This window comes from Actinomycetospora chiangmaiensis DSM 45062 (assembly GCF_000379625.1).
Lineage (GTDB): Bacteria > Actinomycetota > Actinomycetes > Mycobacteriales > Pseudonocardiaceae > Actinomycetospora > Actinomycetospora chiangmaiensis.
In genome coordinates this window covers 22,210-41,737 of the sequence record NZ_KB903232.1, presented here as the reverse complement: position 1 = coordinate 41,737, position 19,528 = coordinate 22,210, and the positions used below count along the sequence as shown (strand labels likewise).

16 protein-coding genes and 2 pseudogenes are annotated in these 19,528 nt (G+C 74.8%); 10 read left to right on the top strand and 8 right to left on the bottom strand.

The genetic code is table 11. From position 1 onward, the window contains the following. Both A3CO_RS0116560 and A3CO_RS40410 read right to left on the bottom strand, forming a co-directional pair. Nucleotides 1-222 (bottom strand): annotated as a pseudogene (locus A3CO_RS0116560) (adenylate/guanylate cyclase domain-containing protein); the annotation flags it as partial. Further along, nucleotides 219-1,085, bottom strand: a complete 867-nt coding sequence (locus A3CO_RS40410) for an adenylate/guanylate cyclase domain-containing protein (protein ID WP_425393413.1) — start codon at nucleotides 1,083-1,085, stop codon at nucleotides 219-221. The pseudogene A3CO_RS0116560 and the gene A3CO_RS40410, both read right to left, overlap by 4 nt. Before the next feature lie 866 nt (nucleotides 1,086-1,951). Between A3CO_RS40410 and treS the strand changes: the two genes are divergently transcribed. Continuing rightward, nucleotides 1,952-4,168 (top strand): maltose alpha-D-glucosyltransferase, encoded by a 2,217-nt coding sequence (gene treS, locus A3CO_RS0116550; RefSeq protein WP_018333365.1) that lies wholly within the window; start codon nucleotides 1,952-1,954, stop codon nucleotides 4,166-4,168. Between the two features lie 192 nt (nucleotides 4,169-4,360). Here the strand turns inward: treS and A3CO_RS0116545 are convergent, their stop codons facing one another. Continuing rightward, nucleotides 4,361-6,019, bottom strand: a complete 1,659-nt coding sequence (locus A3CO_RS0116545; RefSeq protein ID WP_018333364.1) for a Na+/H+ antiporter — start codon at nucleotides 6,017-6,019, stop codon at nucleotides 4,361-4,363. 376 nt (nucleotides 6,020-6,395) lie between these two features. On the opposite strand from A3CO_RS0116545, the gene A3CO_RS34990 reads away from it, so the two are divergent. From A3CO_RS34990 to A3CO_RS0116530, 3 genes and pseudogenes are all read left to right on the top strand, one after another. Beyond that, on the top strand, nucleotides 6,396-6,938 hold the full coding sequence (locus A3CO_RS34990; RefSeq protein WP_018333363.1) for an MFS transporter: 543 nt from the start codon (nucleotides 6,396-6,398) through the stop codon (nucleotides 6,936-6,938). A gap of 10 nt (nucleotides 6,939-6,948) precedes the next feature. Then, nucleotides 6,949-7,434 (top strand): annotated as a pseudogene (locus A3CO_RS0116535) (ATP-binding cassette domain-containing protein); the annotation flags it as partial. Between the two features lie 182 nt (nucleotides 7,435-7,616). After that, complete coding sequence (locus A3CO_RS0116530) at nucleotides 7,617-8,390, top strand: ABC transporter permease (protein WP_018333361.1); 774 nt, start codon at nucleotides 7,617-7,619, stop codon at nucleotides 8,388-8,390. 3 nt (nucleotides 8,391-8,393) lie between these two features. Here A3CO_RS0116530 and A3CO_RS0116525 read toward each other — a convergent pair whose 3' ends face one another. Further along, nucleotides 8,394-8,741 carry a hypothetical protein gene (locus tag A3CO_RS0116525; protein ID WP_018333360.1) on the bottom strand — a complete coding sequence of 116 codons (348 nt, stop codon included), beginning with the start codon at nucleotides 8,739-8,741 and terminating at the stop codon, nucleotides 8,394-8,396. Between the two features lie 164 nt (nucleotides 8,742-8,905). Here A3CO_RS0116525 and A3CO_RS0116520 point away from each other — a divergent pair, with 164 nt between their 5' ends. Then, nucleotides 8,906-9,643: an LLM class flavin-dependent oxidoreductase gene (locus tag A3CO_RS0116520; protein WP_018333359.1), complete on the top strand. Its 738-nt coding sequence runs from the start codon at nucleotides 8,906-8,908 to the stop codon at nucleotides 9,641-9,643. On the opposite strand, the gene A3CO_RS35975 is transcribed toward A3CO_RS0116520, so the two are convergent. Further along, complete coding sequence (locus A3CO_RS35975; protein WP_018333358.1) at nucleotides 9,556-9,987, bottom strand: STAS domain-containing protein; 432 nt, start codon at nucleotides 9,985-9,987, stop codon at nucleotides 9,556-9,558. The two genes, A3CO_RS0116520 and A3CO_RS35975, sit on opposite strands and share 88 nt — an antisense overlap. Before the next feature lie 282 nt (nucleotides 9,988-10,269). Between A3CO_RS35975 and fdh the strand changes: the two genes are divergently transcribed. The 5 genes from fdh (at nucleotide 10,270) to A3CO_RS32655 (ending at nucleotide 16,931) form a co-directional block, all read left to right on the top strand. Then, nucleotides 10,270-13,539: a formate dehydrogenase gene (gene fdh, locus A3CO_RS0116505; RefSeq protein ID WP_169510957.1), complete on the top strand. Its 3,270-nt coding sequence runs from the start codon at nucleotides 10,270-10,272 to the stop codon at nucleotides 13,537-13,539. Between the two features lie 45 nt (nucleotides 13,540-13,584). Then, a complete protein-coding gene (locus A3CO_RS0116500; RefSeq protein ID WP_018333355.1) occupies nucleotides 13,585-14,247 on the top strand; it encodes a DUF4383 domain-containing protein in 663 nt (220 codons plus the stop codon). 67 nt (nucleotides 14,248-14,314) lie between these two features. Continuing rightward, nucleotides 14,315-15,196, top strand: coding sequence for a Rieske (2Fe-2S) protein (locus A3CO_RS0116495; protein ID WP_018333354.1), 882 nt, complete (start codon nucleotides 14,315-14,317; stop codon nucleotides 15,194-15,196). A gap of 12 nt (nucleotides 15,197-15,208) precedes the next feature. Next, a complete protein-coding gene (locus A3CO_RS35970; RefSeq protein ID WP_018333353.1) occupies nucleotides 15,209-15,868 on the top strand; it encodes a hypothetical protein in 660 nt (219 codons plus the stop codon). A gap of 91 nt (nucleotides 15,869-15,959) precedes the next feature. Next, complete coding sequence (locus A3CO_RS32655) at nucleotides 15,960-16,931, top strand: SDR family NAD(P)-dependent oxidoreductase (protein ID WP_018333352.1); 972 nt, start codon at nucleotides 15,960-15,962, stop codon at nucleotides 16,929-16,931. Nucleotides 16,932-17,031: 100 nt separating this feature from the next. On the opposite strand, the gene A3CO_RS32650 is transcribed toward A3CO_RS32655, so the two are convergent. From A3CO_RS32650 to A3CO_RS0116470, 3 genes are all read right to left on the bottom strand, one after another. Continuing rightward, nucleotides 17,032-17,625 carry a hemerythrin domain-containing protein gene (locus A3CO_RS32650; protein ID WP_018333351.1) on the bottom strand — a complete coding sequence of 198 codons (594 nt, stop codon included), beginning with the start codon at nucleotides 17,623-17,625 and terminating at the stop codon, nucleotides 17,032-17,034. Nucleotides 17,626-17,733: 108 nt separating this feature from the next. After that, entirely contained in the window at nucleotides 17,734-19,362 is a 1,629-nt protein-coding gene (locus A3CO_RS0116475; protein WP_018333350.1) for a phytoene desaturase family protein, read from the bottom strand. Further along, nucleotides 19,359-19,511, bottom strand: coding sequence for a hypothetical protein (locus A3CO_RS0116470; protein WP_157647644.1), 153 nt, complete (start codon nucleotides 19,509-19,511; stop codon nucleotides 19,359-19,361). Before A3CO_RS0116470 ends, A3CO_RS0116475 begins: the two co-directional genes overlap by 4 nt. Nucleotides 19,512-19,528 lie beyond the last annotated feature (17 nt).

Genomic DNA, 19,528 nt, shown 5'->3' with positions numbered 1-19,528 from the left:
GACGTCCTTGGCCAGGTCGCAGAGCCGGGCGGCCTCGTTCACCGGGTCNCCGATCACGGTGTACTCGTAGCGGCGCCGGTCGCCGATGTTCCCGGCGACCGCTTCCCCGGCGGAGACCCCGATGCCGGCGCCGAGCCCGTCGGAGCCGGGGAACACCTCCTCGGCCAGCCGCACCGCCATCACCCGCCCCGCCGCCAGCGCACATCCCGCGGCGTCGGTCATGTCGGTGGGTGCGCCGAACACCGCGAGTGCGGCGTCGCCCTCGAACTTGTTGATCCACCCGCCGTGGTGTTCCACGACGTCGATGACGACCNCTCGTAGCGGCGCCGGTCGCCGATGTTCCCGGCGACCGCTTCCCCGGCGGAGACCCCGATGCCGGCGCCGAGCCCGTCGGAGCCGGGGAACACCTCCTCGGCCAGCCGCACCGCCATCACCCGCCCCGCCGCCAGCGCACATCCNGCGGCGTCGGNCATGTCGGTGGGTGCGCCGAACACCGCGAGTGCGGCGTCGCCCTCGAACTTGTTGATCCACCCGCCGTGGTGTTCCACGACGTCGATGACGACCGCGAAGAACTCGTTGAGCAGCTCGACGACCTCGTTCGGCGGCCGGGTCGCGGCCAGGGTGGTGGAGCCGACGAGGTCGACGAAGAGCACGGCGACCTCGCGGACCTCGCCCCCGAGTTCGACGTCGTTCTCCAGGGCGTGGCGGGCGACGTCCTCGCCGACCTGGCGGCCGAACAGGTCGCGGACCCGTTCGCGTTCCCGCAGCCCGGAGACCATGGTGTTGAACCCGGCCTGGAGCAGGCCGAGTTCGGTGGTGTCGAAGACGGGGACGTCGACGTCGTAGTCGCCGCGTTCGACCTTCTTCAACGCGCGCCGTACCGCGAGGACGGGGGCGGCGGTCGACACCGCGGTCAGGGTGATCACGGCGCCACCGAGGAGCAGTGCGACTCCGCCGAGCACCACCACCACGACCGCCAGCCGCGTCACGTCGTACGTGCCGAGGGCCAGGGCCGCGACGGCGGCGAGCACCACCCCGAGCAGGGGTACCGCCGTGCCGAACAACCAGCCGCCGAGCGTCCGCATCAGCACACCGGGGAGCACCCGTCCCGACGGCGGGCGCGACGCCAGCACCCGCCGGGCGGCGCCCCGCAGGACGGTCTCCACGAGCCGGTAGGTGATCGACACGGTCGCGAGCCCGCCGAGGATCACGGTGGCCGCGACCTGCAGCGCGATGCGCCAGGAGTCGAACACGTTGAGCAGCAGGAACACCACCGAGGCGACGCCCCACAACGTCGTCTGGACCGCGGCGAGCCGCACCGGGCCGCCCAGCACGACCCGCCGGAACCGGCGTTCCCACCCGCGCCGTTGCCGCTCGTCGGCGTCGGTCCGCAGCGGCCGGATGCGCATCAGCAGGCGGCCCCAACCGGCGCCGACCGCCACGGCGAGCACCACGTAGCCGGCGAACACGATCAGGTTGCGCAGGAGCAGGGACGGGGTGTCGACGAGGTCCTGCGGCAGCACCCAGGCCGCGAGGACCAGCACGATCCCGGCGCCGATCACGTTGGGCAGCACCACGACGAGCAGGAGCAGCGCCCGGGTCCCCGCGGACAGCCCGCGGTCCCCGGCGCGCGCCTCGATGGGCGGGTCGGACCGGCGGGAACGACGACGGGCCACACGACCTCCAAGCGGTACCACGGGTACCGCCAACTCTAGCGGGTCCGCCCGCGGGGGCCGGACGACCGAGCGGTCCCACAGCGTCGTCGGGAGCCCACGGCCCCGCGGTGGGGGACCACTCGGCGGACCGGCGCGACCGGACCACACCCGTCGTCGGGAAGGCTGGATCGAATCAGGACGACACCCCCGTCCGGGGTGCGATCCCGACGGCGGGAGCGCCCGGCCAGCGTGTGACCATGTCGCCTCGAAACACGTGGGGAGCAGGAGGTACGTCGGTGGCGGACGGGGCGGACAGCGGGCCGGTCGACGAGGGGACGGGGCCGATCGACCTCACGTACGCCGAGCACTTCCACCCCGCCCGGCCGCGGGCGCTGCGCCACCGCCCCAAGGTGCGCTCGCCGTTCGAGCGCCGTCCCGCGGGTCGCGACGGCGAGCCGACCGGCACCAACCCGGCGTACGTCGCCTGGCTGCGCGGACAGTCGATGCTCGCGGACGCCGACACCATCGCCCGGCAGTTCTCCGGTCGCGGCACGATGTGGCAGAACCCGTTCGCCGACCCGGACCCGCGCGGTGCGGTCGACACGGCGAGCGTGTGGTTCACGGCCTACCCGCTGTCGTTCATGACGCGCCCGGGCCAGACGTTCCTCGCCGCCATGGCGGAGGAGGAGCTGTGGCGCGCGTTCGCCGCGATCGGGATCGAGGGCGTGCACACCGGCCCGGTGAAGCGCGCGGGCGGCATCTCGGGCTGGGAGCACACACCCAGCGTCGACGGCCACTTCGACCGCATCTCCACCGTGATCGACCCGGCGTTCGGGTCCGAGGCCGACTTCCGCGCGATGTGCGGCATGGCGACCTTCCACGGCGGCACGGTGATCGACGACGTCGTGCCCGGCCACACCGGCAAGGGGGCCGACTTCCGCCTCGCCGAGATGGGCCACGCGGACTACCCGGGCATCTTCCACATGGTCGAGATCGACCCGGAGGACTGGTCGGAGCTGCCGGTCGTGCCGCCGGGACGCGACTCGGTGAACCTCGACGTCGCCACCGAGGAGCGCCTGGAGAAGGCCGGCTACATCATCGGTGCGCTCCAGCGGGTCATCTTCCACGCGCCCGGGGTGAAGGAGACCAACTGGAGCGCGACGAAGGCCGTCGTCGGGGTGGACGGCGTGGCCCGGCGCTGGGTGTACCTGCACTACTTCAAGGAGGGGCAGCCCTCGATCAACTGGCTCGACCCGTCGTTCGCGGGGATGCGGCTGACGATCGGCGACGCGCTGCACTCGCTGGCCGACCTCGGTTCCGGGGCGCTGCGCCTCGACGCGAACGGCTTCCTCGGGGTGGAGAAGTCGGCCCTCGGCGGCCCGGCCTGGTCCGAGGGGCACCCGCTGTCCGGCGCCGCGAACCACCTCATCGCGAGCATGGTGCGCAAGGTCGGCGGATTCACGTTCCAGGAACTGAACCTGACGATGGACGACATCCGGGAGGTCGGGAAGGCGGGCGCGGACCTGTCCTACGACTTCGTCAACCGCCCCGGCTACCACCACGCGCTCGCGACCGGCGACGCCGAGTTCCTGCGCCTCGGTCTGCGCACCGCCCGCGACCTCGGGATCGACCCGGCCTCGCTGGTGCACGCGCTGCAGAACCACGACGAGATGACCTACGAGCTCGTCCACTGGGCGGCCGGGCACCGCGACGAGACCGTCGTCTTCCGCGGCGAGGAGACCACCGGCGCCCGGCTGGCCGAGACCGTGCGCGGCGAGCTGCTCGACGGCCTCGCCGGGCCCGCGCACCCCTACAACCTGGTGTTCACCACCAACGGCATCGCCTCCACGATGGCCTCCGTCATCGCCGCCTCGATCGGTGTCACCGAGCTCGACGCGATCGGCCCCGCCGAGGTCGAGGAGATCCGCGCGGTCCACCTCATGCTCGCGATGTTCAACGCGATGCAGCCCGGCGTCTTCGCGCTCTCGGGCTGGGACCTCACGGGGATGCTGACGCTGCCGGTCGACGACGTCGCCGACCTCGTCGCCGAGGGCGACACCCGCTGGATCCACCGCGGCGCACACGACCTCATGGGGTTCTCGCCGGACGCCGACCGGTCCGCCGAGGGCATGCCCCGCGGGCGGAGCCTCTACGGCACGCTGCCCGAGCAGCTCGCCGACGAGACCAGCTTCGCCCGCCAGCTCCAGGCGATCCTCGCGGTGCGCAAGCACTACGGCATCGCCACGTCGCGGCAGGTCGACATCCCCGACGTCTCCCACCCGGGCCTGCTCGTGCTCGTGCACGAGCTCGACAGCGGCTCGCACGCCCTGACGGTGCTGAACTTCGCCGCCGAGCCGGTGCGCGGGACGGTGCGCTCCGAGGCCCTCGCGCCCGGTGGTGCGGTGCTCGACATGTTCAGCCAGGAGCCGCTCGGGTTCGTCGACGACCTGCACGCCTTCGCCGTCGACCTGCCGGCCCGTCGTGGTGTGGCGCTGCTGGTGGAGCCTTCCTGACGTCGGGTCGGGGTGCCGCCCTGTCGTGGGGAGTCGGCCCCGACCCGGCGCCTTGTCGCTGTGAATCACAACGACAAGTCGGGTCAGCCCGGTCGGGAGCCCGCGACAGGTCGGCCCGGCGGACAGCCGTGTGCCACCGCTGACACGGGACGTCAGCCGTGTGCCACCGCTGACACACGCCCGGCCCCGCCCCTACCGCACGGTCAGGGCGGCCTGCTCCAGGTCGAGCTCGTGCTGGAGGCGCACGAACGCCTCCTCGTTGAGGGTCCCGGCGTCGCGCAGGGCCAGCAGCCGCGACCGTTCGGCCACCAGCATCGCCTGCCCGTAGCGGCGGTAGGTGTCGCGGACGCCCTCACGGCTGCGGTCGTCCCCGTCGTCGGACCGGGTGTCGTCCCCGTGGTCCTCCTCGCACTCGGTGACCGACTCCACGGCGCCACCCCGGCCCGAGGCCTCGGCGTCGAAGGCGTCGGACGCGGCCTCGAGCGCCTCGGAGGCCGCCTCCATCCGGTTGTTCACCCGCCGTCGCAGCTGCTCGACGACGGGCTCGCGGCCGGGGTTCTCCCGCTCGATCTCCTCGAGGCACTCCAGCGCGGCGTCCGCGGCGAGCCGCCGGGCGCGCGCCTCCTCTTGGGCCTCCTGGCCGGCCTCGTCGTGGGCGCTGGGCAGCCGTCGGGCCAGGGCGGGCAGCGTGAGCCCCTGGCCGAGCAGGGTCACGAGGATGACCACGAAGGTCACGAAGACGACGAGGTCGCGCTGCGGGAACGCGACCGGCAGGGTCAGCACCGCGGCGAGGGAGACCGCGCCGCGCATCCCGGCCCACGAGGTCAGGATCGACTCCGACCACGACGCGTGCCGGCGCCCGAGCGCGGTGCCCGCGACCTGCTCGGTGAGCACCACCCACGCGAACCGGACCACGACCAGGGTCACGACGACGGCGACGGTCACCCCGGCCACCGAGAGCGCCGGCATCCCGGAGATGCCCGTGACGACCGTGCGCAGCTGCAGGCCGACCACCAGGAACACCATGCCCTCGAGCAGCCAGGACACGGCGGTGCGGACGGCGCCGGTGACCACCCGCGCGCCCGGCTCCATGATCGTCGTCGCGCGGTGGCCCAGGTAGAGCCCGGCGACGACGACGGCGACGAGGCCGGACACCCCGAGCTCCTCGGCGGGCAGGTAGACCACGAACGGCGCGACGAGGAAGACGACCACGTCGGTGTAGGGGTGCAGCACCCGCTTCCGGACCCAGCCGATCGCGAGCCCGACGGCCCCGCCGACGGCCACACCACCCAGCGCGACGACCGCGAACTCGCCGGCGGCGCCCGCGAACGAGGTCGCGCCGCTCACGGCGGCCACCGCGACGGTCAGGGCGGTCAGCGCCGCCGCGTCGTTGAACAGGCTCTCGCCCTCGAGGAGGGCGACCACCCGGCGGGGGAGGCGGATGGTGCGGGCGATCGCGGTCGCCGCCACCGCGTCCGGGGGTGCGACGACGGCCCCGAGGGCGCACGCGCCCGCGAAGCCGAGGCCGGGCACGAACCAGGCGGCGACCGCACCGACCGCCAGCGTGGACGCGAGCGTCAGGCCCACCGCCATCAGCAGGATCGGACGCAGGTGGATCCGGAAGGCCGGCACCGACGCGGCGAACCCGGCGCAGTAGAGCAGTACGGGGAGGACGACCACGAGGACGAGGTCGGGGTCGATGCGGTAGTCGGGGAGCCCCGGGATCCACGACGCGGCGACGCCCACGAGGAGCAGGGCGATCGGGTCGGGCACCCCGGTGCGTCGCGCCCCGGCACGCACCAGGGCGGTGACGATGACGAGGCCGACGACCGCAGCGACCAGGTGAGCCATGATGGATTGGCTACCCACCTCGCGTCCCGGACTCCCAGGATGTGCTGCGCGTGACGGCCACGCCGTCCGCTATGTCCGTGAGCGTGGCTCAGGATGAGCGAACTGCGAGCGTGGCGGGTCGGCGCCGGGGCGGTCGCGATCACCACGGCGACCGTGCTGCCCGTGTTCCTGCTCGGGGCGTCCTCGGTGCAGGTGGGCGCGGAGCTGGGGTTCGACCCGGCGGTGCTCGGTCTGCTCGTCGCCGCCTACTTCGGGGTCTCGGCGCTGATGTCGCTGCCGGTCGGGCGGCTCGTCGAGCGCTTCGGGTCGGCGGTGACAAGCCGGGGCCGCGTCCGGGCTCGGCGCCGCCGCCGCGACCGGGCTCGGCATCTTCCTGGTGGCCTCCGCCGTCGACCGCGGCGTCTCGCCCGGCCTCGCGGGCCTCGTCCTGACGATGGGCAGCGTCGTCGGGCTCGTCATGCGGGTGTTCCTGGGCTGGCTGGCCGACCGGCGCGACGAGGCGGGCGCAGCGACGGGGCGACGCCCCGGTGGTCACGTCGCGGTGGTGGCGGGCTGCCTGCTCGCCGGTGCCGTCGGGCTGGTGCTCCTGGCGCTGCCGAGGCCGGTGGCGCTCGTCGTCGGGGTGGTCCTCGGGTTCGGGCTGGGGTGGTCCTGGCCGGGGCTGCTGCAGTTCGCGGTGGTGCGCCTCAATCCCGAGGCGCCGGCCGCCGCGACGGCGATCGTGCAGGTCGGCGTGTACGCGGGCGGCTTCCTCGGACCGGTGGGGTTCGGCCTCCTCGCGGGGACTGTGTCGTTCACCGCGGCATGGCTGGTGGCCGCAGCGGCAATGGTGCTGGCCGGGACCGGGGTGCTCGTCGGCCGACGGATGCTCCTGGCCCACCGGGCGGCGCGGTCCGCGCCCCCGGTCGCCGTGCGCTGAGGAGGCGACGATGACCGCAGGCTTCGTCCTGCGCGGCGTGACGGTCCGCCACGGGGGGCGCGCCGTCCTCGACGGGGTGGACGCGGAGATCCCCGGGCAGGGCGTCACGGCCCTCTGGGGTCCGTCCGGCGCGGGGAAGTCGACGCTGCTGCGGCTGCTCGACCGCCTCGACGTTCCCGACGACGGGTCCATCACCTACGACGGCACCCCGCTCGACGAGCTCGACCCGCACCGGCTCCGCCGTCGGGTCGGCATGGTCTTCCAGCGCGCCACCCCGTTCGCGGGCACCGTCGCCGGCAACCTCGCCGTGGCCGCGCCGGACGCCGACCGGGACACGATGGGGGAGGCCCTGCAGCGCGTCTCGCTCGACCCGGAACTGCTCGACCGCGACGCCGACACCCTCTCCGGCGGCGAGCTGCAGCGCATGTGTCTCGCGCGCACGCTCATCACCTCGCCCGAGACGCTGCTCCTCGACGAGCCGACCTCGGCGCTCGACGCCACGCCCGCGCGCGAGTTCGAGCGCACGGTGCTGCGCCTCGTCGACGACGGCGACCTCACGGTGGTCTGGGTCGGCCACGATGACGGGCAGGTGCGCCGGGTGGCCGACCGGGTGCTCGAACTGCGCGACGGCGGCCTGACCGAGAGCCGGGAGTGGGACCTCGCCCGCAGGAGGACGTCGTGACCATCAGCTGGACCGGACTGGCCGTCTCGCTGGTCCTCGTCGTCGTCGCCGCGGGCATCTCGCTGGCGTGGCGGCTCGGGCTCGAGCGCAGCATCGTCTGGGCCGCCCTGCGGGCCCTGGTGCAGCTGCTGATCGTGGGCGGGGTCCTCGCGCTGCTGCTCGTGCCCGGGGTGTCGCTGTTGTGGTCGTGGCTCTGGGTCGCGGCGATGCTGGCCTACGCCGCGTACACCGCGAAGCAGCGGGCGCCCTCCATCCCGGGCCTGCTGCCCGTCGCGGGCGCCGCCTTCCTCGCGGCGGGCGCGGTCTGCCTGCTCGTGCTGTTCGGTCTCGGGGTGTTCCCGCTGACCTCGCGCACGCTGGTGCCGATGGCGGGCCTCATCGTCGGGAACGCCATGACCTCGACGGTGCTCGCGGGCCGACGGCTGCAGGAGGAGTTCGCCGACAAGCGGGCCGAGATCGAGGCGCGGCTCGCGCTCGGGCAGCCCGGCCGCGACGCCGCCCGGCCCTACCTGCGCGGCGTGCTGCGCTCCGCGCTGAGCCCGCAGATCGAGACGACGAAGGCCACGGGCCTGGTCTTCCTGCCCGGCGCGATGACGGGGCTGATCCTGGCCGGGGTGCCGCCGCTGCAGGCGGTGCTGGTGCAGGCCGTCGTCATGTTCCTCGTGCTCGCCGCGGCGGCCACGACGACGAGCGTGGTCGCCCTCGGCCTCGTGCGCCGGCTCTTCACCCCCGACGACCGGCTGCTGACGCTGTCCCGCGAGCGGGTCTGACGCCTAGGACACCGGTCGCGCTCCCGCCCGGGCGGGTCGGGCGCGCGGCAGCAGGCTCGACGCCGTGACGAGCGCGAGGTAGGCGTCCTCGTAGGAGCGGGTCGCGAGGTGGGCGCACGCCGTGCGCAGCGCCGGGACGGCACCCGAGGAGTCGCCGATGCGCTCGGCCCGCTCGACCTCCGCGCGCAGGTGCCGCTCGAGGTGCCCGGAGGCGACGGCGGGGTGCAGCGACCGGAGGTCGCCCAGCATGTCGATCGCGGTGCCCAGCGTGCGCCGCAGTGCGCCGAGGTGGCCGTCCGGGGAGGGCGAGGGCGGCGAGGGTCGTCGGGTGCGGCGCGGCGGGACGGGCATGCGGGCCTCCGGGGCGCGGGTGCACGGGCATCCGCGGCCTCGGAGGTGAAGCCGCACGGCGCGCGAGGGCGGCCGGTGACGCCGTCACGGTAGTTCGCGGACGAAGTCGGTGTCCATCCGACGAAGGCCGTCCGCCGGCGGATCCGGCTCTACGATCATGTCCCGTGCGACTCGGCGCGACGCTCGTCCACCTGTCCCCGGGTGACCCCTACCCCGTCGCGGAGTGGGCGCGCCGGCTGGCGGGCGAGGGGTTCGAGGGGCTCTGGACCCCGGAGATCGTCGGCCGCGGGACCCTCGTGCCCGACCCCTGCGTCGTCCTCGCCGCCGCGGCGGCCGTCACCGAGGACGTGGAGCTCGGCACCGCGACCGTGCAGGTCCCGCTGCACCACCCCGCCGACCTCGCCCACCGGTTCCTGTCCCTGGCGCAGGTCTGCGGGGACCGGCTGACCCTCGGGCTCAGCCCGGGGTCCACCGCCGACGACTACGCCGCCCTCGAGGCCGACCACGGCGCCCGCTTCCGCACGTTCCGCGCGTCCGTCCCACGGCTGCGCACCCTGCTCGCGGCGGGCGGGGACGACCGGGCCCGGCTCGCCCCGCACGGCGTCCCGCTCCCGCCGCTGCTGCTCGGCTCCTGGGGCGCGAACGTCGAGCGCGCCGCCCGCGACTTCGACGGCTGGCTGGCCTCGGGCTACCGCACGACGCCCGACGAGATCGTCGAGGCACACGCCCGCTTCCGCGCGGCCGGCGGTGGTCGGGCCCTCGTCTGCGCCGTCCCGACGACGGATCTCGGCGCCACCCGCGACGCCCTCGCGCGCTACTCCGAGGCTGGGTTCGACGACGCGATCGTGCTCATCGAGCCCGACGGCCCCGACCCGGCGGCGGTGCGGTCGCTCGTCGGCTGAGGCAGCAGGCACCGGTCCAGGCCCGCCATCGCGAGGGCGCGCCGCCCGCGCGGGTTGACGCAGACGACGTAGACCAGGCCGAGGCCCTCGGCCGCGTCCCGCGCGCGGAGCAGCACCGTCATCCCCGCGGCGGCGAGCACGTCGACCGCCTCGAGGTCGATCGTCATCCGTGTGACCGGCCCGCTCGGGGTCGCCACCTGCGAGATCGTCTCGGTGAGCACCCGGTCGAGGCGCGGCGCCGCCCCGGCGTCGAGGTCGCCCTGCATCCGGACGCGCACGGCGCGCGGGTGGACGTCGACGCCGATGTGGGGACGGCGGTGGATCTCCGGGCCGATGGCGCTCACGGTGCCTCCTCGGGCGGGCTGCTCGCCGGACGAGCTGCAGACGTCAACCCGAGTGAGCCCGATCGGATCGCGGATCGGACCGGGTCAGCGTAGCGGCGTCGAGCTCACAGGTGTACCGGCCGAACGGTGGTGGGCATCCGCGCGCCCGCACCACCCGGTTGCCACCGCGCCGGGTCGGTGCCGGAGCACTGACCGCGCGGCGGGGCCGCGTCCCTGGCACCCTGTTCGGTGCGGTTGACCTCGCAGCCGGACCGACCCGCCGTCGTCCGAGAGGTCGTAGTCGTGGATCCGCTGCAGCTCGTCCGCCGTTGGCCGCTGTTCCGCCAGCTCACCGGGGCCGACCCGCTGGGCCGCGGCGATGCCGCGCGGTCCAATGCGCCGGAACCCTGGAAGCCCCGCACCGACGAGGCCGACACCGTCACCCGCTCGGTCTGCCCGTTCTGCGCGGTCGGCTGCGGGCAACGGATCTACTCGAAGGAGGGTCGGGTCACCCACATCGAGGGCGATCCCGACTCGCCGATCAGCCGCGGGCGGCTCTGCCCGCGCGGCTCGTCGAGCCTGTCGCTGGTCACCTCGCCGTCGCGGATCACGAAGGTCCGCTACCGGCGCCCGGGGGGCACCGACTGGGAGGACCTCGACCTCGGCACGGCGATGGACATGATCGCCGACCGCGTCGTGGACACCCGGGCACGGACCTGGCAGGACACCGACGACGAGGGCCGGGTGCTCAACCGCACCCTGGGCATCGCCCACCTCGGCGGCGCCACCCTCGACAACGAGGAGAACTACCTCCTCAAGAAGCTCTACACCGCGCTCGGCGCCGTCCAGGTGGAGAACCAGGCGCGCATTTGACACTCCTCCACCGTCCCCGGTCTGGGGACCAGCTTCGGGCGCGGCGGCGCCACCAACTCCCAGCAGGACATCGCGGAGGCCGACTGCGTGGTCCTGGAGGGCTCGAACATGGCGGAGGCCCACCCGGTGGGCTTCCAGTGGGTCATGGAGGCCAAGCGTCGCGGCGCGAAGATCATCCACGTCGACCCGCGCTTCACCCGCACGTCGGCCGTCGCGGACGCCCACGTCCCGATCCGCCCCGGCACGGACATCGCGTTCCTCGGCGGGCTGATCAACTACGTGCTCTCGAACGAGCGGGACTTCCGCGACTACGTCGTCGCCTACACCAACGCCCCCATGCTCACCCGCGAGGAGTTCGTCGACGCGGGTGACGAGGACGGGCTGTTCTCCGGCTGGGACCCCGCGACCCGCAGCTACGACACCTCGAGCTGGCAGTACGAGGGCGTCGAGGTGGCGGCGGCGTCGGGCAACCGCGACCAGTGGCGCCGCCGTGAGCCGGGCGCGACCGACGACGGCGACGCCGAGACCCACCGGGTCAGTCACCTGCTCGGGCAGTCCGAGACCACCGGGTCGGGCGGGGCGACGCTGCGCGGCGACCCCGTCCGCGACGACACGCTGCAGCACCCGCGCTGCGTCTACCAGGTGCTCAAGCGCCACTTCGCGCGCTACACGCCCGAGATGGTGTCGTCGGTGTGCGGGATGAGCCCCGAGCAGTTCACCCAGGTCGCGGAGGCGATCTGCGCGAACTCCGGCCGCGAGCGCACCACGATGTGGGTCTACTCGGTCGGCTGGACGCAGCACACGGTGGGCGTGCAGTACATCCGGTGCGCCTCGATCCTGCAGGCGCTGCTCGGCAACATGGGCCGGCCCGGCGGCGGGATCATGGCGCTGCGCGGGCACGCCACGATCCAGGGCTCGACGGACATCCCGACGCTCTACGACCTGCTGCCGGGCTACATCCCCATGCCCAACGCCCACCAGGAGATGCACCTCTCCGACTTCCTCGCTGCGGACGCCGCGCAGAAGGGCTTCTGGGGGAACATGCCCTCCTACATGATCAGCATGCTCAAGGCGTGGTGGGGCGAGGCAGCCACCGCGGAGAACGACTACTACTTCGACCGCATGCCGCGGATCACCGGTGACCACTCGACGTTCACCACCGTGCTGAACATGATCGACGGCCACTGCGAGGGCTACTTCGTCCTCGGGGAGAACCCGGCCGTCGGCACCACCAACTCCCAGCAGCAGCGCCACGGGCTGTCGAAGCTCAAGTGGCTCGTCGTGCGCGACCTGCAGGAGATCGAGACCGCGACGTTCTGGAAGAACGGCCCCGAGATCGAGACCGGGGAGATGCGCACCGAGGACATCGACACCGAGGTGTTCCTGCTCCCCGCGGCCACGCACATCGAGAAGGCCGGCTCCTTCACCAACACCCAGCGGCTGCTGCAGTGGCGCCACCAGGCGGTCGAGCCGCCGGGCGACGCCCGCAGCGACCTGTGGTTCGTCCACCAGCTCGGCCACCGCATCCGCGCCCGCCTCGCGGACGCCCAGCTCGACCGGGACCGGGCGATCCTCGACCTGACCTGGGACTACCCGACCGAGGGGCCGCACGGTGACCCCGACGCCCACGCGGTGCTGCGGGAGATCTCGGGCTACCGGGTCGCGGACGGCAGCCCGGTGGCCGGCTACACCGAGCTGCACGACGACGGGTCCACCGCCTGCGGGTGCTGGATCTACTCGGGTGTGTTCGCCGACGGCGTGAACCAGGCGGCACGCCGGAAGCCCGCCGGCGGGGAGAGTCCGGCGGCGCTGGAGTGGGGCTGGGCGTGGCCGATGAACCGGCGCGTGCTCTACAACCGCGCCTCGGCCGACCCCGAGGGACGGCCGTGGAGCGAGCGCAAGGCCTACGTCTGGTGGGACCCCGAGCAGGGGCGCTGGACCGGCCACGACGTCCCCGACTTCGAGGCGGAGAAGCCGCCGTCGTACCGGCCGCCGGAGGGGGCGCAGGCGCAGGACGCCATCGGTGGGGACGAGCCGTTCATCATGCAGGCGGACGGTCGGGCGTGGCTCTACGTGCCGACCGGGCTCGCGGACGGCCCGCTGCCGGTGCACTACGAGCCGGAGGAGTCCCCGGCACGCAACGCGCTGCACCCCGGATCGCGGGCGAACCCGGCCCGGCAACGCTTCGACCGGCCCGACAACCGGTACAACCCGCCGGACGGGCAGCCGGGCTCCGAGGTCTACCCGATCGCCTTCTCGACCTTCCGCATCGCCGAGCACCACACGGCGGGCGGGATGAGCCGGTGGACGCCCTACCTCGCCGAGCTCGCGCCGGAGATGTTCGTCGAGGTCTCGCCGGCGCTGGCGGCCGAGCGCGGCCTGGAGCACACCGGGTGGGCCACGATCGTCACGGCCCGGTCGGCGATCGAGGCGCGCGTGGTGGTCACCGAGCGGTGCAAGCCGCTGCGGATCGATGGCCACACCGTGCACCAGATCGGGCTCCCGTGGCACTGGGGGCCGAACGGCCTGGTGACCGGCGACGCGGCGAACGAGCTGATCGGCATCTCGCTCGACCCCAACGTCCACATCATGGACACCAAGACGGGGACCTGCGACGTCGTGCCCGGGCGACGACCGCGGGGTCCGGCACTGCCGGAGTTCGTGGCGTCCTACCGGCGACGGGCCGGGATCGGGACGTGACGGATGCCGGGTGTGGTCGGCGGGTCGGATCGGGTTGCCTGACCCATGAGTGAGCGATCCACCGACTACGACCCGGCCGCGCAGAGCGACGACCCGGGTCGGTCGTCGGTGCACGACGCGGCGGGGCGCTCCTCGTCGGGCCCCTACGTCCCGTCCGGGTACGACGAGCAGGGCAACCCGAAGCCTTCCGTGCCCCACGAGGGGTTCCTCGGGCGGATCGCCACGTCCCTGCTCGCCGGGCAGAGCGTGCTGCTGGCGGTCCTCGCCGTGTGGGGGTTCGTGGCGGACGCGACCTCGGGCAGCCCGGCCCACGTCCTCAACCTGCTCATCACCCCGGCCCACGCGGTGCTGCTCGCGGTCACCGCCGTGCTCGGCGCGGTGGCGACCGTGGCGCGCCGGTGGTCGCGCCGGTGGTGCGTCCTGCAGTTCGCCGCCTACCTGGTGATCTACCTGATGGGGCTGACGGCCGGGGCGAACGTGGCGCAGCCGGGCTGGCTGCAGCTCAACGGACCGGACCACTTCCTGCACATCGCCCTCGCCCTGCTGGGCTTCGTCATGATGATGCTCTTCAGCGCCCGCATCGTGGAGCCGCCGCCCGGCTCGGAGCCCTACCCGAACGGCCGGACGGACGATCCCGACGCCGAGGCCGAGGCGTCGGAGCGCTCCGGCCGGGAGCGCGAGAAGGAGCAGCAGCAGAAGGGCCGCTGAGCAGGTGTGATCGCGGGTGGGGGTCGGGCACCCGGAGGGACCACTCCCCGCCCGAGAGAGCGAGCCCATGCGCCCCTTCGACGACATCGACCGGATCGCTCGCGCGGAGGCACTCGACCGGGTCGCCGCGCCCGCCCGCGACCTCGTGAACAAGGTCCTGACGGACCGGAGGATCGCCGACGTCCTGCACGGCGTGCCGATCGGCCACCCGCTGCACCCGATCCTGGCCCAGGCCTCGTTCGGCAGCTTCGTCTCCGCCGGCCTGCTCGACCTCGTGCCCCGCACCCGGCGGCCCGCTGCCGCGCTCATCGGGGTCGGGCTGCTGACGGCCGTGCCCACGGCCGCCGCGGGGTGGGCGGACTACTCGCAGGCCCACGAGGAGCAGCAGCGCGTCGGCATCGTGCACGCGGCCGCCAACATCACGATGCTCGCGGGCTACGTGATGTCCCTCGGCGCGCGGCTGCGCGGACGCAGCACCCGCGGCGCGCTGTGGGGCTGGGCCGCGTTGACGGTCGGCTCGGCGGGCGCCGCGCTCGGCGGGCACCTGAGCTACCACCAGGCGCTCGGGGCGAACCACGCCGAGGACTACCCCCACATCGGCCCGGAGGACTGGACCGACGCCGGCGCGGTCGCCGATCTTCCGGACGGCGAGCCGGTGGAGCGTCGCGTGGGCGAGGTGCGCGTCGTGGTGGTGCGCCGAGGCGACGAGATCCGGGCCCTCGGCCAGCGCTGCCCGCACGCCTCGGCCCCGCTGTCCGACGGGAAGGTGACCGACGTCGACGGCGACGCCTGCCTGGAGTGCCCCTGGCACGGCAGCGTCTTCCGGCTCGACGACGGTCGGGTGATGCACGGACCCGCCACTGCCCCCGCCGCACCGTTCCCCGCACGGGTGCGCGACGGGCGGGTGGAGCTGCGGGTCGCGACCTGGCCGGGTGTCCCGGCCGGCTGAGAGGAGGTCCCCATGGACGACGAACGGCTCATGACGGCGGTGCTCGAACGCGAGGGCGCCGTGCCCACGGCCGCCCTCCCCGAGCGCGGCGACGAGACCGCCCGGCTGTTCGGGCTGCTCGTGGCCGCCGTCGTCGTGACCGCGCACGGCGACTCCGCGGCCACCGCCGACGCCGTCGGCTCGGTGCTGGGCCGGTGGCGCTCGGCCGCGGAGGTCGCCGCGGCCGACCCCGCCGACGTCGCGACGAGCCTCGGCGCGTCGGTCGAGGGCGGCGAGGGCACCGCGGTGGACGATGCGGCCTCGGACCTCGCGGGCGCGCTGCACCGGCTCGCCGAGGCGCTGCGGGACGACGCGACCGACCTCGCGCGGCTGCGGCGGGACGCCGACGGCCACCCGGCGGCCCTGGTCGCCCGGCTCGCAGCGCTCCCGGGGGTCGACGCCCCGTCGGCCGAGGCGTTCGTGCGCGAGGTGCAGGTGTGGTGGCCGGAGTTGTACCCCTTCGCCGGCGACGCGGCGGTGGGCGCCGCCCGCGAACTCGGTCTCGCGACGGACACCGACGGGTTGGCCGCCCGCACCCACTCCCCGGAGGAGCTGCGTCGCCTGACCGGGGCGCTCGCCCGGCTCGCCCGGGACGGCGCCTACGCCGAGGTCAGGGAGCGGGCCGCGGCGTGATCCGCGCGGTCGAGCGCCCCGGACGGTACCCGGAGCGCACCGTCCGGACGCGGGACGTTTACTCCGGCCGACCAGCCGTCCACCCGCAGCGATGACGTCGACGTCGAGACCCGGAGCCCTCGTCCTCGGAGCCAGCCGTGGGCTGGGCCTGCTGGTGGCGACCGAACTGGGCCGCGCGGGCTACGACCTGGCCGTCGCCGCCCGCAGCGCCGACGACCTCGAGGCCGCGCGGCCCGAGCTCGAGGCCACCGGCGCGCGGGTGAGCGTCCACCCCTCCGACCTCGCGGAGCGGGACCACGCCGAGGCCTGCGTCGACGCGGCCGAGGCGGCCCTGGGCGGGCTCGACGTGGTGGTGGCGTGCGCCGGGGTCATCAGCGTGGGGCCGGTCGAGGCGCTCACGAGCGCGGACGTGGTGGGACTGCACGACGCGGTCTTCCGGCCGGTCGCGTACCCGGTGCTGCGAGCGGCCGAGGCGATGCGTCGGCGCGGGTCCGGGCGCATCGGGATCGTGAGCTCGGTCGGGGGAGCGGTGCCGGTGCCGCACCTGCTGCCCTACACCGCCGGGAAGTTCGCGGTGCGCGGCTTCTCCGAGGCGCTGCGCACCGAGCTCGCGCCGCACGGGATCACGGTCACCACGGTGATGCCGGGCCTGCTGCGCACCGGCTCGCCCCGCCAGGCGCTCGTCGCGGGCGACCGGGAGGCGGAGTACCGCTGGTTCGCGGCGCTGGACAGCCTCCCGGTGCTGTCGACGTCCGCGCCGCACGCCGCCCGCAGCATCGTCGCCGCGACCCTGGCCGGCCGCGCCGAGCGCTTCCTCACGCCCGCCGCGATGGTCGGCGCCCGCCTCCACGGGGTGGCCCCGGGGTTGACGACGAGGCTCGCCGGGCTGCTCGCCCGGGTGCTGCCCGGCGACGGGGACGACGTGAGCGTGCCGCGCCCGGGCTGGACGCTGCCCGAGCAGCCCCCGTGGTTCCGGGCGCTCACGACACTCACTCGTCGGGCCGAGGCCCGCTACCAGCCGACCGGCCCACGTCCCGACCGAAGGGCGCCCTCAGTCGGGTAGACCGTCGAGGGGCGCCCTCCGCCCGTCGGACCCGCTCCGACCGAAGGGCACCGTCGGTCGATCTATCTGACCGACGGGGCCCTTCGCCCGACGCCGGGCGTCAGCTCCGGAACAGGTCCCGGACCTTGTCCACGAGGCCCGTACCCGGGGATGCGGCCGCGAGAGCCGCGCCCTCCCGCGGGGTGTGCGGGTGCGGGTGCGTGGGCGCCGTGCGGGCGGTCCGGGCCGCACGGCGGCCGGCGTCGGCCAGCTCCTCGGCGGGGCAGGCCGCGGCCAGCACGGGGAACACATGGCTCTCCAGCTCGCCGGCGTGCTGGGCGACCAGGGCGTCCACGGCCTCCAGGTGGACCCAGAAGTCGCCGTTGATCGGCAGTCGCTCGAGCTGCTGGAGCTGGTACTCCAGCTCCTGCCGGCCGGCGTCGATGCGGTCGGCCGCGGCGTCGCCCTCCGGCACGAAACGCCGGACCAGCGGCAGCAGGTGGATCCGCTCGCTCACCGAGTGCCGCACGAGGTCGGTGATCAGCTCCCGGGCCGTCGCCACGGAGTCCCCGGCGTCGGACCCGGTCCGGCGCTGCAGGGCGAGGACGAGCCCCGCCGCGTCCCGGTGCTCGCGGGTCAGCCGCAGCAGGAGGTCCTCCCCGTCGGTCTCGGGCGCCGGACGGGTGGTGCTCTGGTCGGCGGTGCTGGGCTGCATGGGGCCTCCTGACATCACGGACCGGACGGCTGGGAGGTCAACCGGACGTCGCGTACCCGTCGGTCGGGCCGGGCGAACCGGCACGCGGCCCGGCGGTGACCGTTCCGGTCACGCGGTCGATCCGGGCGTCCCGTGCACCACCCGGTGCCCGGCCCGGATCACCGCAGCGTAGGCCGGTCCGAGTCGGCCGCTCCGGGCGAGCGCCGCCCGGGCGGCCGCTGCGCCCGGCCCGCCGTGCACGGCCCCGCCGGGGTGCGCCGACGCGCCGGCGAGGAAGAGCCGGTCGACCACGGTGTCGGGGCGCCCCAGTCCCGGGGTCGGGCGGAACACGAGCTGCTGGTGCGGGGAGGCCGTTCCGGCCATGAGCGCACCCCGGATCAGGCCCGGGTTCTGGCGCTGCAGCTCGTCCGGCCCCGAGACCGCACGCCCGACGACGAGGTCGCCGAACCCGGGGGCGTGCCGTTCCAGGACGGCCTCCATCCGCGCCACATGGGCCTCGACCTCCCCGGGCCCGCGCAGCGCGTCGTGCGGGACGCGGGTGTACCCCCACAGCGACTCGGTGCCCCGCGGGGAGCGCGTCGGGTCGGCGGTCGTGAGCTGCCCGAGGATCAGGTACGGCGTCCGCGGGACCCGCCCGGCCGCGAGGTCCCCGCCGAGGTCGACGAGCCCGGTGGTGTCCGCCCCGACGTGCACGGTCCCCGCGTCCCGGGCGCCCGCCGCCGTCCACGGCACCCGCCCGGAGAGCGCCCAGTCCACCTTGAGCACCGCGTGGTCCCACTGGAACCGGTCGAGGTCCGCGCGCAGCCGGGCCGGGAGGTGCTCCTCTCCCACGAGCTCGCGGTACAGCACCGGGGCGGGAACGTCGGCGAGCACGGCCCGGTCGGCGCGGACCGTGCCCCCGGCCCGGTCCACCACCCCGACCGCGGCCCCGCGCTCGACGAGGACGGCCGACACGGGCCGGTCGGTCTCGACCCGACCCCCACGGGCCTCCAGCCGGGCGACCAGGGCGGCGGCCAGCGCCCCGGAGCCGCCCACCGGTACCGGGAACCCGACGTCCTGGGCGAGCATCGAGAGCAGCCAGCCGAAGGCGGTGCTGCCCGAGCCTGTCGGGGGGACGTCCGCGTGCATCGCGTTGCCCGCCACGAGCACCCGCGCGCCCTCGCCGCGGAACTCCTCGGCGCTGAACCGCAGGGCGGGCAGCAGCAGGCGGCGCACCAGGCGGAGCAGGTCGGGGGAGCCGACCTTTCGCAGCAGCCGCAGGCCGCCGCGGACCGGCGGGAACGGGGAGAGCAGGGCGTCGAGCAGCGGTTCCCGCAGGTCCTGCCACTGCGCGGCCAGCGCCCGCCACGCGTCGCCGTCCCCGGGTGCGAACGCGTCCACCGAGGCGGCGGTGACGTCGAGATCGCGGGAGATGACCGCCGCGGAGTCGTCCGGCAGGACGTGTGCGAGCGGCTGCGGCGCGTGGCTCCAGCGCAGCCCGTGCTCCTCGAGGCGCAGCGCCCGCAGCACCGGGGAGGCAGCACCCAGCGGGTGGAACGCGCTGCCGAGGTCGGTGAGCCACCCCGGGGCGGCGAGCTCGGCGCTGCGGGTCGCCCCGCCCGCGGTGTCGGTCGCCTCGAGGACGAGCACGCGCCACCCGGCGTCCGCCAGGCGGTTGGCCGCCACGAGACCGTTGTGCCCCGCTCCCACGACGACGGCGTCGACGCGCTCGGCGTCCCCGGACGGGAGCACGGTCACCCCCGCCGGGTCGGGCGGGACGGGTTGACCAAGGCGGCTCCGGTCGCGTCGGGCCCGCGGCGGGCGGCGTCCACGACCGGCTCCACGACGGCCTCCACAACGGGGTCGCCACGCTCGACGACGCCCTGCGCGACGGTCGGCTCCAGCACCGTCATGAGGGTACGGG

Coding starts and splice junctions, on each gene's coding strand:
- A3CO_RS0116545 (WP_018333364.1), bottom strand. CDS start 6,019: ATGGCTCACCTGGTCGCTGCGGTCGTCGGCCTCGTCATCGTCACCGCC.
- A3CO_RS0116525 (WP_018333360.1), bottom strand. CDS start 8,741: ATGCCCGTCCCGCCGCGCCGCACCCGACGACCCTCGCCGCCCTCGCCC.
- A3CO_RS0116500 (WP_018333355.1), top strand. CDS start 13,585: ATGAGTGAGCGATCCACCGACTACGACCCGGCCGCGCAGAGCGACGAC.
- A3CO_RS0116495 (WP_018333354.1), top strand. CDS start 14,315: ATGCGCCCCTTCGACGACATCGACCGGATCGCTCGCGCGGAGGCACTC.
- A3CO_RS35970 (WP_018333353.1), top strand. CDS start 15,209: ATGGACGACGAACGGCTCATGACGGCGGTGCTCGAACGCGAGGGCGCC.
- A3CO_RS32655 (WP_018333352.1), top strand. CDS start 15,960: ATGACGTCGACGTCGAGACCCGGAGCCCTCGTCCTCGGAGCCAGCCGT.
- A3CO_RS32650 (WP_018333351.1), bottom strand. CDS start 17,625: ATGCAGCCCAGCACCGCCGACCAGAGCACCACCCGTCCGGCGCCCGAG.